12 protein-coding genes are annotated in these 12014 nt (G+C 60.2%); 10 read left to right on the top strand and 2 right to left on the bottom strand.

Annotated elements, in window-relative coordinates; translation table 11 throughout:
- Positions 1 to 4 precede the first annotated feature (4 nt).
- The 8 genes from X730_RS161040 (at position 5) to X730_RS161070 (ending at position 6980) form a co-directional block, all read left to right on the top strand.
- A complete protein-coding gene (locus tag X730_RS161040; protein ID WP_023755304.1) occupies positions 5 to 958 on the top strand; it encodes a type II secretion system F family protein in 954 nt (317 codons plus the stop codon).
- A gap of 9 nt (positions 959 to 967) precedes the next feature.
- Positions 968 to 1909: a type II secretion system F family protein gene (locus X730_RS161045; RefSeq protein WP_023755305.1), complete on the top strand. Its 942-nt coding sequence runs from the start codon at positions 968 to 970 to the stop codon at positions 1907 to 1909.
- Between the two features lie 1039 nt (positions 1910 to 2948).
- Positions 2949 to 3332: a hypothetical protein gene (locus tag X730_RS0133090; RefSeq protein ID WP_245261294.1), complete on the top strand. Its 384-nt coding sequence runs from the start codon at positions 2949 to 2951 to the stop codon at positions 3330 to 3332.
- Positions 3333 to 3572: 240 nt separating this feature from the next.
- Positions 3573 to 4049, top strand: coding sequence for an Hsp20 family protein (locus tag X730_RS161050; RefSeq protein ID WP_023824891.1), 477 nt, complete (start codon positions 3573 to 3575; stop codon positions 4047 to 4049).
- 74 nt (positions 4050 to 4123) lie between these two features.
- The gene (locus X730_RS161055) at positions 4124 to 4633 is read left to right on the top strand and encodes an Hsp20/alpha crystallin family protein (RefSeq protein WP_023714223.1); all 510 of its coding nucleotides are present in this window, start codon (positions 4124 to 4126) and stop codon (positions 4631 to 4633) included.
- A 70-nt stretch (positions 4634 to 4703) separates the two neighbouring features.
- Entirely contained in the window at positions 4704 to 5471 is a 768-nt protein-coding gene (locus X730_RS161060) for an NADH dehydrogenase ubiquinone Fe-S protein 4 (protein ID WP_023714224.1), read from the top strand.
- 203 nt (positions 5472 to 5674) lie between these two features.
- Complete coding sequence (locus tag X730_RS161065; protein WP_023752250.1) at positions 5675 to 6172, top strand: 2,4'-dihydroxyacetophenone dioxygenase family protein; 498 nt, start codon at positions 5675 to 5677, stop codon at positions 6170 to 6172.
- Between the two features lie 70 nt (positions 6173 to 6242).
- A complete protein-coding gene (locus X730_RS161070; protein WP_245260122.1) occupies positions 6243 to 6980 on the top strand; it encodes an SDR family oxidoreductase in 738 nt (245 codons plus the stop codon).
- A 659-nt stretch (positions 6981 to 7639) separates the two neighbouring features.
- Here X730_RS161070 and X730_RS161075 read toward each other — a convergent pair.
- Together X730_RS161075 and X730_RS161080 are read right to left on the bottom strand one after the other, a co-directional pair.
- Positions 7640 to 8050, bottom strand: a complete 411-nt coding sequence (locus X730_RS161075) for a hypothetical protein (RefSeq protein ID WP_023825542.1) — start codon at positions 8048 to 8050, stop codon at positions 7640 to 7642.
- A 293-nt stretch (positions 8051 to 8343) separates the two neighbouring features.
- Positions 8344 to 9438 carry a mandelate racemase/muconate lactonizing enzyme family protein gene (locus X730_RS161080; RefSeq protein WP_023825541.1) on the bottom strand — a complete coding sequence of 365 codons (1095 nt, stop codon included), beginning with the start codon at positions 9436 to 9438 and terminating at the stop codon, positions 8344 to 8346.
- Positions 9439 to 9625: 187 nt separating this feature from the next.
- On the opposite strand from X730_RS161080, the gene X730_RS161085 reads away from it, so the two are divergent.
- Positions 9626 to 10375, top strand: a complete 750-nt coding sequence (locus X730_RS161085) for an FCD domain-containing protein (protein WP_023748427.1) — start codon at positions 9626 to 9628, stop codon at positions 10373 to 10375.
- Positions 10372 to 11991, top strand: coding sequence for a GMC family oxidoreductase (locus tag X730_RS161090; RefSeq protein WP_023825540.1), 1620 nt, complete (start codon positions 10372 to 10374; stop codon positions 11989 to 11991). Before X730_RS161085 ends, X730_RS161090 begins: the two co-directional genes overlap by 4 nt.
- The last annotated feature ends 23 nt before the right edge of the window (positions 11992 to 12014 follow it).

The raw sequence follows: 12014 nt of genomic DNA, 5'->3' as shown, positions 1-12014 counted from the left end.
CGCAATGGACCTCATGCTCATCTACGCATTAGTTTTTATCGGTGGCCTGATACTGTTCGAAAGAGTCACAGGGATTGTCGCGAACCAATTCCGGCGAAGCAGTTCGCTGAACTACCGCCTCAAGCTTCTGCAAGGCACCGAGGACAGTCTTGGCGTCTTCAAGGGGATGGTCCGCGAAAGGGCGCTTGACTATGATCGCCGCGGCTTCAAACCGCTGGTCCGACTGCGGCGGTTGTTCGCGCAATCCGGACTGAAGCTGGACGTCATGAGGCTGGCGATCTATGCGCCGGTGATCGCTGTTCTGGTCTGGTTGGTGCTGAGCTATCTAGGTGTTCCGACACTGCCGAGGTTCATCTCGGTGGTCCTCTTTTTGGCCGCCCTGCCGCTTGTCATCATGATACGCGTGCGTGGGAAACGGATAAGAAAGTTCACGACCCAATTGCCAGGCACACTCGACGTGGTGACCCGGAGCCTTTCGGCCGGGCATCCATTGCCGATATCGATAGCCCTGGTCTCGCGGGAATTGCCCGATCCCATAGGGACGGAGTTCGGCATGCTCAGTGACGAACTCACCTACGGAACCGATCTCAACGATGCGATGCTCAACATGATCGAGCGCGTCGGAGCGGAGGACCTGAAGCTTCTGGCGATCTCGATGAGCGTCCAGCGTGGAACCGGCGGCAATTTTGTCGAGATACTGGAGAACCTGGCGAACGTGGTTCGCGAACGAGCGATCCTTCGGGCCAAGGTCAAGGCCCTGTCCGCCGAAGGCAGGATAACGGCCCTGATCATGTCGGCATTTCCCTTCGGCCTCTATCTTATGATCAGCACACTCGTGCCGACCTATTTCGATCCTGTCTGGGAAAGTGGATATAGCAACGTTATTTTAGCGGTGGCCTTCGCTGTGATGGCTGTCGGGAATTTTATTCTCTATAAACTTGTCAATTTCGATTTTTGAGTGCGATAGATGAACGAAACACTGATCCTCCTTGCCACTTTCGTCGGTGTTCTGCTTTTCTCGACGGTCATTGTTGGAAGGATTGCGAGCCAACGCGAAATGGCGTCCAGGCTGACAGATGCAGCGAGCGACAGCGACGCGGTCGGCGGTTCCTATTACAGCACTGCATCCGAAATAACCGATGACCGGTACGGCGTCTTCGTCAAAAACTATTTCAACGTTGTCCGGAAAGACGCAAATTCGAATTCATTGCCGAACCGCCTGTTGCGAGCCGGGTTCTTTTCACCGCAGGCTAGTACGATATTTCAGACCGCGCGTGCCGTGATCTCGGTGCTGGTGCTGCTTGGCACATTTCTGGTTTTCGAACACTACTTGGTCAGCGTTTCCAGGCCGCTCGCGATCCTGATATCCATGTTGTGCGGGGGCCTTGTTTTCTTCATCCACGGCATCGTGCTCGAACGCATGGGAGTTGCCAAGGAGAAAGCCTATCGCAGGATCTTTCCTGATTTCATGGATATGTTGATCGTTTGCGTCGACGCCGGCCTGAGCGTCGAAGCGGCGGCCGATCGTGTCGCGCGTGAGTTCATGTCGACCCGGCCCGACTTCGGGCTGCACCTATCCATAATGATGCTTGAAGTTCGCGGCGGCCGGCGCCTACGCGATGCATTGACCAACCTGGCGACCCGCCTGCGCATCGACGAGGCCAGGTCGCTTGCCGTGTTATTTCGACAGTCGGAAGAACTTGGCTCCAGTGTCACAAAGAGCCTTCGCGTCTACAGCAAGGAAATGCGTCAGATGCGAATCCTGCGCGCCGAGGAAAAGGCCAATGCCCTGCCTATCAAGATGCTCTTTCCGCTGGCCACATGTCTGTTTCCGCTGAGCCTGATAATCGTACTGATGCCGATAATCATGCGCGTCGCTTCGATGCTGAAGTCGATGACGCCCGGGTAGCGCGCAACTCAGATCCGTCGAGGTAGAGCAACCCGCTCATCCCGCCACCGTGGCGTACGCGCGTCAACGATATCCGTGAAAAGCCCATGGAGTCGGGCTGAAACAAGCGCCAATAAATAGGACGCGGGCCCAAGTCACGCCAAATCAAACCGCGATTCCCGGGCGTAGGTCCGTCTCCGGCCGGGTGCAAGTTGCCGTCCTGTGGCGATATGAGGCGCAAAGCGGCCGTCTACACTCGACGCCCGCCAAACTGCCGGAAGCCGAATCTCCTTCCCGCTTCGTCCAGGAGCCCCAGTAATTCGGGCTGAGGTGCGACCCAGAAAGTTCGAACAGCTTCCATGAACCGCAGAAAAATTGGACGCCGCATCGGAGAATGAGGTTCACGGATATCCCGGCGAACATCCGGATTGGAACGGTCAATGTCGTCGGGAAGAAGGGCGTCCGAAAAGGGCAGTCGGCGCCGCCGTCGTGGGAACGAAAAAGAAGAGAAGCAGAACTTACGTGTGCGATTTTTGCACACGGTATCATGCAGCTATCTGATATTACTCATCATCTATCCCATCCATCATCGGTGCAATGGCCAGTCTATGCTCTTGATTTTTCAGCATCTGTTTAACATCAGAACCTTAGAACCTGCCGCACACGCTGCGTCAGCGAGACCTTCCTGCAACGCGAGGATGCGCGGCGCCGGGGCACCGACACCAAGTCGATCGCAGTGAGACGCCGACAAAGCCCTGTTAGCGCGCCTGAAGCCTTCGGCGAACTCATCGACCTCCATATCGACGACATGTGCGATGTAGGCAAGTCCCCTCGCCGCTCCAAGGCCGCAGCCCTCGCTATGCTCCGAACATCTGGGGAAGTGCAGCATCGCCACCCTCGATCGCGAACGGCTCGTTCGCTTCGGTCGTGATCGAGCCGCCCAGGGTGCCGGACGATGAGTCTCGGTATCGACATCACCTAGGGAAAGTCGTTGAGCGTCGTTCCTGGATGATCTGCCTGGTCGTGATCGACAGCCGCTGGCGAGAGCCGCCAAACACGCATGAGATTGTCTGAAGCGGAGGACCATCCATGGAAGGACCCATTTCGAGCTATTTTGCATCGATTGAACCCGTGGGCCCCTGACGTTTTTCTGGACCGCTTGCTGCATCCGGCGCGGCATTTCAAACATCCCCACGACGTTTTGGCCGATGTTGCCCTGGACGCTCAGGAGAAGCGCGCCATTCTTTCGTCATGGGCATCGGATGCCTGCGCCGTAGAATCCGTGCCAGCGCTTCGCATGCTGCCGCGAGCGGGTGAACCGGTCACCTTCGACACGATCATGGATGCGTTGCAACAGTTGGATCAATCGGATGAGCGTGCCGGTCCTGACTGCAGTGACAGCGCGGCAGTGGCCGCGTTCATACCATTCGTCGATCGGATTTAAGGGCGACGTCGTTGTTCTTGCGCCATGGACCCGTCGGCGAGTGACCCCGCCGGCGGAAGGGGTGGCATTGGTGCGTTCGCCCAGATTGCCGATGAAAATTTTCCTATTCTTGCTCTTGAAGGTGTAAGTCGCGATTCTAAATTGATGGTCGCCGGCAGCCTAATGGGGCCGGCAACACCAGGAGGCGGCAAGGCTCTTGGCGCCTTCTGTTGTCCATGTTGCTCAAAGGAGGATGTGGCTATGAAGACAAACCTCGATTTTACCCCTCTATACCGGTCCAGCATCGGCTTCGACCGCATGGTCGACATGCTTGAAAGTGCGAGCCGTGTGGCCTCGTTCGACAACTGGCCGCCCTACGATATCGCCAAGGTTGATGATGATCAGTATCGCATCACGATGGCGGTCGCCGGTTTCTCGCAGGACCAGCTGACCGTCACCCACCAGCCCAACATGCTGGTTGTGAGCGGGTCGCAATCCGGCGATGAGAACGGCCGGTATCTGTACCGTGGCATCAACGGGCGCGCTTTCGAGCGTCGGTTCGAACTGGCCGATCATGTCAAAGTCGAGGGCGCCAGCCTTGAGAACGGGCTGCTGAGCATCGATCTCAAGCGCGAGGTTCCCCAGGAGATGAAACCGCGCAAGATCGAAATCTCCAGCGGGGCTCCCATGCCGAAGATCGAGGCGCCCAAGGTCGAGACCGACAAGCTGGCCGCCTGAGCAATCCACCATGAAGGCTTTCGCTTGAGCCGGGCGTCCCGCCCGACTCAGAGACCTACAAAAGGAGAAAGACAATGAGCGTACGTGACTTGATCCCATGGGGCCGGGGCAACGGAAACTCGGCGCCCAGTCTCTTCCCCGACGGAGATCGAGACCCCTTCGTCTCCCTCCACCGGGAGGTAAACCGGCTGTTCGATGACGCCTTCCGCAGCTTTGGCGCCAGACTGCCGGCCTTCGGTCCCTCTTTCGCCGCCAATTGGCCGAGTGTCGAAATCTCCGACACGGACAAGGAAGTCCGCGTCACGGCGGAAATACCTGGCCTGGACGAGAGCGACATAGAAGTCCTGCTGGAAAATGGGGCGCTCAAGCTTAAAGGCGAGAAGCGTTCCGAGACCGAGGACAAGGACCGGCAGTTCTCCGAGCGCTTCTACGGTCGCTTCGAGCGCCTCATTCCGCTCGGCTACGAGGTTGAAGAAGACAAGGTCAACGCCGCCTTCAAGAACGGGGTGCTGACCGTGACGTTGCCCAAGACCGAGCGGGCGCAGGCGAAGGCCAAGCGGATCGCAATCAACGGGAAGAACTGACGGATGCAGTATGGGTGGCGGCCCTTACGGCCGCTGCCCGTGCGACCCTTCATAACGGGAGGGACAGGCAATGGAGACAGTTCAAAGCAGCGACAACAGAAACCTAACCAAGACGTCCGTCCGGCCGGACAATGACAATCGGCCTCGTCTAGACGGGCCGGCTTTGTCAATGGGACGGTCAGTGTTTCCGGAGGGCGCAGTGGCGCGGATCTACCAGCCCTGCCGCTCGGCCATGACCTCGGCAAAGCCCCACAGGGACTGGCGATTGGTCTTCGAACGCCGCACAGCCCCGTTCATCGAGCCGCTGATGGGCTATACCGGTGGCCGGGACACCCTGACCCAGGTTGAACTGAACTTTCCGACGCTGGAAGCGGCGATCCGTTATGCCGAGCGTCAAGGCCTCAATTACGTGGTGCAGGCGGCACCTCCTGCTTCCCCGGCCAAGATCAGGAGACAACATGTATCGGAGGAAAAACAGGCCTTTTCCGACCTGGTTTGGCAGCGGCTGCAGTTGGCTTGGCTCCAGGCAAGTCACGGCTATGGCGCCGGTGCACAGACAGCGCACATACAGACGGCGCTTTCGGAGCCCGAGACATTCTACGCCTCTCCGATGGAGGTCGTGGACGACCCGGTGCTCGCACCCGACGAGAAACGCGCCGTGCTCAAGAACTGGGCCTGGAACGAGTATCTGATCGACCTGGCCACCGCCGAAGGCATGCCGGAAAATGCACGCCCGTCGCGATTGGACGAGGTCGAACTCGCCTTGCTGGCCTTGGAAGTCCGAAACCGGGGCTTCCAGACCAGAACCAGCCCGGTGCACTCCCGGATAGCCGCATGATAAGGCAAGAAGGAACCCACTGATCGTCTTCGACGCCCAACGGACCATCCCGAAACCCTTCCCGCTTGCGGTCGCGGCAGCGGGCGGGCGCGCGCCGACAACTTTCCCAATGCGTGGGCGCCCGATTGCGCCTCGGCAGAACTCGGCCCAGTTGTTAGGATCGCGCTGATATGGACTCCAATGAATTGGCGACAGAGGTTCCTATGTATCAATCCTTCAACGGCTCCGCCCATCCCCTGGCACCGAAAGAGATCGCGATCGCTGCCGTCCCCGAAGACGAGCGTGTCTGGGTCCCACAGGCTAAGGGCGTGTGGTTCCGACCACTTATGCTCAACACAATGCAAGGCCAGTGGTGCAATCTGCTCCGCGTACGCCGGGCCGGGATATTAAGCCGTCATCTGCATCCGGCCCCCGTGCATGGCTATGTGATCAAGGGGCGTTGGCACTACCTTGAACACGACTGGGTGGCAGAGACCGGATCTTACGTTTTCGAGCCGCCCGGTGAAATCCACACGCTCACGGTCCCAAGCGACGTGCCCGAGATGATCACCTTCTTCAACATCTCCGGCTGCATGGTTTACCTGGACAAGGATAACAAGCAGATTGGTTTCGAGGACGTTTTCACCAAGATCGACATGTGCAGAAGCCACTATGCGAGCGTGGGTCTCGGGGACGATTTCGTCGATCAATTCGTGCGGTAGACATCCGCCCGTTTGTCTTCCGCTGCGGTAAGTTCGCGCTCCGCCACAGAGGCGAAACGAGGAGATCTTGGTGACCGATTCCATATGGGCGATGCCCTTCTTCGCGGGCAAGACCGTCGTCATTACCGGAGGCACGACAGGCATCGGAAACGGCATCGCCATGGCGTTCGCCGGGGCCGGGGCAATCGTCCACGCGACGGGGGCCACGGCCGCCGAGGTAGCGGCCGCTCGTGCATGCGGCACCCCCGTCTCGTATTCAGTACTCGACGTCCGGGACATGACTGCGGTCGAAGGATATTCCAGTCAGTTCACATCCGTTGCAGCGCTCGTAAATTGCGCAGGGGTAAACCTGCGCGCCGCCGAATTCACTGTCCAGGGTTTCGAAACGGTGGTCGATATCAATCTCACCGGCTCCATGCGGAGTGCGAGCGCGTTCCGAGGGGCACTCTCGAACGGGGGCGCCATCGTCAACATCGCCTCGATGTTCGCGTTTTTCGGCGCGGCTCATGCGCCGGCTTACGCCGCATCCAAGGGCGCCATCGTGCAACTTACCAAGTCGCTCGCCATCGCCTATGCCGGGGATGGCATCCGCGTAAACGCATTGGCGCCTGGCTGGATCGAGACCGCCATGACCGCCGCGCCACGGGCCGATCCAGCTCGCAACGCGGAATTGATGAAACGCACTCCGATGGGTCGCTGGGGTACGCCGGGCGACCTGACCGGCCCCGCCTTGTTCTTGTGTTCGCCGCTCGCGGGATTCATCACTGGGGCAATTTTGCCGGTTGACGGTGGCTATCTCATTGCGTGAGGCGTTGGCTATGCTGCGCGACCGATCTCCAAGCCTGTGTCGTCGAGATCAAGATCGAACGCGACCAATCGACCATGCCTGACCGCAATTGCCGCCACCAACTCCGCAAGCTCGCCATCCGTATGCTCGCAAAAAGCTGCCTGTTTCCTGACAATCGTGACCGCATCCCGGGTCGATACGACAGAGAACGGCCTCCGGGATCTCACGAATGATTCCGCAACCTCCGCGACGGATGAAGCTCGGTCAAAATTATCTTGCATACTTGCACCTCTGTACGACGCTAGCCCAAGCTCGGCCCGCGCAAATTGTTCCCATTGGCCTAATGCAGCCTGGTTGGCGTCCGGCTTGGGCTGCTTGTGCGAAGGCCGGGAGCAACGCGACATGGCCGTCGCGGTGCCTTGGACAGTGGGCTGGACGCATTCGTCTCCACTCAACCAAAGGTCACGCCATCGGCCAGTCCTCGCTACATGCTTCAAATGCGAACACGAGCCCGACGCTACAGACGAGGAGGATCAGATGTGTCCAAGCCGCTCGCCAAAGTTTCCGATCCTCGGATCACCGCAGTTCCCGCGCAACAAGTCGCCGGGAGACCTGTTTGCTCGCGTTAATTGCGGTCGACTGACTCCTGGCTCATTCGCCGCCCCGCCAGTTGGCTCCGGTCAGCCGGCCTCGTCCGTCTTCGTCATCGCTGGCCGGCGGACGATCCAATCCACCAAACCGGCTTCGGTCTGCTCGCAGGCCACGAATTCGCGCACCAGACTTCGTGCCAGCTCGCGCCATTGACACTCGGGCACGTTCATCTCCGCGATCAGATCTCGGCATGCAGCGCGTATGATGTCGGCATCGAAGGCTGACACGGCGACAGGACCACGGTCTGTATTCTTTGCTCGAGGAGTGTCGTCGCCCTGACGTTCGCGAAAGCGCCTCAGCACCTCGCGCGATGTGGCGATCGCTTGTCGGGTTTGACTCATAGCCTCGTAAAATCCAACTTCGCGGACCGGTGAGCGGTGCCGTGATAGAATGAAGTCCTCCATAACCGCATGCGCAGTGTCCGTACGCGTTGCAACCATCGCCGCCTCCCTGCAGGCGCACCCAATGCTTGCAGCTTCTGCCCGTTTTCGGGCGGCCGCCTGCATTTGTCGTGTCGCTGCTATGATCGCGTGAGTTAAAGCCGGTGAAGCGTCGCTGCAATTACAAATGTAAGTGTGGCATCCGATAAGTGGTATGCCCGCTGGCTGCGGCGGCGGCGAGTTCGTTCTTCAGACGGTCGAAGTCTTCCTCGGCGAAGCGCTCTCCGCGTTGCCGGAACGAGGAAGCAGGATCTGGACAAAATGCATGCGGCCGTGCCGCCGTTCAGGGGGCGCTATTGGCGAAAATCCGCCAATTTCCGCCAGTCGAAGACAACGCCCACTCCAGGCTCGTCGGGTGCTATCGCCAAACCATCCTGAAGCCTCAGCGGCTCGGTGGTGTAATGGTCAATATCGAAACTATGCGCCTCCAACCAGCCGGCATTTGTCTGACCTGCAACGAGGCTGACATGAAGTTCCTGCATCCCGTGACTGCAGACCGGAATGCCAGCCTTGCGTGAGAGCGCTGCCACGCGCAGCCAGCCCGTGACCCCGCCGCAGTTGGAGGCGTCGGGTTGGATGTAGGCGAGATCCGACCAAGCGAAGGCATGCTCGAACTCCTCGATGACATGCAGGTTTTCTCCCATTGCCAGGGGCATTCCGGTCGCCTTGGCAATGCTGGCGTAACCCTCATAGTCGTCGGGTATGATGGGCTCCTCGAACCACAGCAGATCGTAGGCGGCGAATGCTCTCGCTGCCTCGATCGCTCGCGGGACGTCCAGCGCGTAGTTGGCGTCAACCATAAAGGTGACATGAGGGCCGATGCGCTCGCGAACTGCCTTCACCCGGGCCACATCCTCGGCAAGGTCGTCCTTGCCGACCTTGATCTTCACCCCGGTGAAGCCGGCATTGAGATAGGAATCGATGCTGGCCAAAAGCTGATCTAGGGTGAAGTTTAGGTCGATGCCGCCGCGATAGGCCTTGGCGCTCTTCCCGGCCCCGCCCGCCATCTGCCAAAGCGGCAGGCCGCTACGCCGGCCCTTGAGGTCCCATAATGCGATGTCGATCGCCGAGATCGCGAAAGAAGTGATGCCGCCGCGCCCGACATAGTGGATGTGCCAGAGCATGCCGTCGTAGATCGTGTCGATTTGCGTTGCGTCGCGTGCCTTGAGGAACGGCGCGAGGTCGTGATCGATCATTGCCTTGATCGCATAGCCGCCCCTGCCGCCGGTGTAGGTGTAGCCTGTGCCCTCGGTGCCGTCGGCAAGCCTCAGCGTGACGGTGACCAGCTCGAAATGCGTGTGCGCGCCGTGCTTCGCATCGGTCATCACCTCACGCAGTGGGACCCGAAACAGCCGGGTCTCGACTTCCTTGATTTCGGTGCGGCTCATGCTGCGCTCCATTCACGTTTTTTCATCGGACCATAATTGCACCGGCAGCGCTGACTGGCAACAATGTGGCTGATCTTTCAGCGGTTCTGAAGCCAATCCGTCATTTTTGGTCCTACAAAAGCATCAATCCGCTTGTGCTTTGGTCCGATTTACCTTCTAATAACAGGACCATCTGGGAGGAAAAGGCTTGCTGGATACGGAAGAGCGTCCTGAGATGCCCGCGGCTATTCTCGCCGCCCGCGCGGCCGACGCGATGGTGGCCGGCATAGAGGCCGACATCACGTCCGGAAGGCTTGGCGACGGCAGCTACCTGCCGGCCGAGCGCGAACTGATGATCGAGTATGGTGTCGGCCGGGGCGTTGTGCGTGAGGCGATTGCGCGCCTGGCCAGCCGCGGCCTGGTGGAAGCGCGTCCGCGGTTCCGACCCGTGGCGCGCCGGCCCGGCCTGGATGCCGCGCTCGGCGCCCTCGACGGCATTGTAGGACATCTGCTGAGCGACCAGGCGGGCGTGAAGAACCTCTACGACATGCGCGTCTTCCTCGAGGCGTCGCTGGCGCGCAACGCCGCCATCCATGCCCGCAAGGATGACATCGCAGCCCTGAGGGCGGCGCTGGCGATGAACGAGGCGGCGATCCCGGATTCCGAGAAATTCTATGCGACGGACGTGGCGTTCCACGCAGCGCTCTATGATATCGCGCGCAACCCGGTGCTGCCTGTCGTGCACAAGGCATTTACCGCCTGGCTGTCGCCGCATTGGATGCGCATGCCACGGTCGCCCGAGCGCAACCGCGTGAATTTCCTCAGCCATCGTGAAATCTGCACGGCCATCATTGAGCGAGATCCTGACGGCGCCGAGCGGGCGCTGCTCAACCACCTCTCGGCGGCCTGGGAGTATGTCCGCGGTACATTCGAAAGCCGTGAGGCGCCGGAAGCATGACGCAGTCCTACGACCATATCGTGGTGGGCGGCGGAGCAGCCGGCTGCGTCGCGGCGGCAAGGCTTGTCAAAGCGGGACGGCGAACCCTGCTGCTGGAGGCCGGCCATTCCCATCATCACCCCTTGCTCGACATGCCGCCCGGCATCTTCAAGATGATCAACGGCTCGAAATTCATGCGCTATCACCGCACCGAGCCGCAGGCCCATCTCGACGGGCGCGTCCATGAAATCTCGCAAGGCAACGTGCTGGGCGGCGGCACCTCGGTCAACGCCCAGGTCTACATGCGAGGCCGCTCGGCCGATTATGAGGAGTGGGACGAGCTGCTGCGCGGCAACAATGCCGGCGTACGCTGGAACTGGCAGGCGGTGCTGCCGCATTTCACCGGCATGGAGGGAAACAACCGCCTCGGCGGCGAACTGCATGGAAGCGAAGGTCCGCTACTGGTCTCGGATCCAGGCCACATCGATGATGTTTCCCGTTGGTTCGTCCAGGCCGTCCAAGGCCTTGGATTGCCGTACAACCATGACTTCAACGGACCGTCGCAGCGCGGGGTCGGCTTCTACCAGTTCATGAACCGGCAGGGAAAGCGAAGCAGCGCCGCCTATGCCTTCATCGAGCCGCTGACGAATGATCCCAAGCTGACGCTGAAACTCAATTGCACAGTCAGCCGGCTGCTGATCGAAAACGGTCGGGTCACCGGCGTCGTCTATTCGGATGCGTCGGGCGCCGAGCATACCGTCCATGCAGATGCCGACGTGATCGTCTCGTCCGGTGCCCTCGTCTCGCCGAAACTGCTCATGCTGTCCGGCATCGGCCCCGCCGAGGCGCTTGCCGGGCACGGCATTTCCTGCGTCGCCGACCTGCCCGGGGTCGGCGAAAACCTGATCGACCATCCGGAGGTGCCGATCATCGCCACCGCAAACGGCCCATACGGCTATTTCAGGCAGGGCCAAGGCTGGAGGATGATCAGGAACGGCCTGCATTTCAAGCTCTTCGGCACCGGCACGATCCTGTCAGCGGGGGTGGAGGCCGGAGCCTTCGTCAATCCGGCCGATCCCGAGGGCGAACCGACGATCCAGGCCTTCTGCGTGCCGCACGTCTATCTGGACCGCGATATCCTGACCTTGGTCGAGAACACCTATGGGCTTACCGTGACGACAGTGGTGGTGAAGCCAAAGTCGCGCGGTTTCGTAAGGCTGCGTTCGGCGGATCCGAAGGACATGCCGATCGTTTCGCCGAACCTCCTTAAACATCCCGACGACATGAGGGAAATGATCTGCGGCCAGCGTTATTTCCTGCAGGCTTTTCAGACCAAGCCGCTCGCCGATCGGGTCAAGGCCATTGCCGTGCCAAGCCAGGATGATCTCAGCGACGAAGCCATGACAAAGCATTGCAAGCGCTTTGTGAAGACCAACTACCATCCGGCCGGGACATGCCGGATGGGCTCGGACAGCGACCGGATGGCGGTGCTGGACGCGGCGCTGCGCGTGCGCGGAATAGACAATCTGCGGGTTGCCGACATGTCGGCCTGCCCCAACATCAATGCCGGCAATACGGCGGCGCCCGCCATGATGCTGGGCGACCGCTGCGCCGACTTTATTTTGGAGGCGGCATAGCGCCTCATCCAGCTTCCCGACGG

The organism is Mesorhizobium sp. L103C131B0 (assembly GCF_000502275.1).
GTDB lineage: Bacteria > Pseudomonadota > Alphaproteobacteria > Rhizobiales > Rhizobiaceae > Mesorhizobium.
The sequence above is the reverse complement of the archived record's forward strand: the minus strand, read 5'-3'. Positions and strand labels throughout refer to the sequence as shown.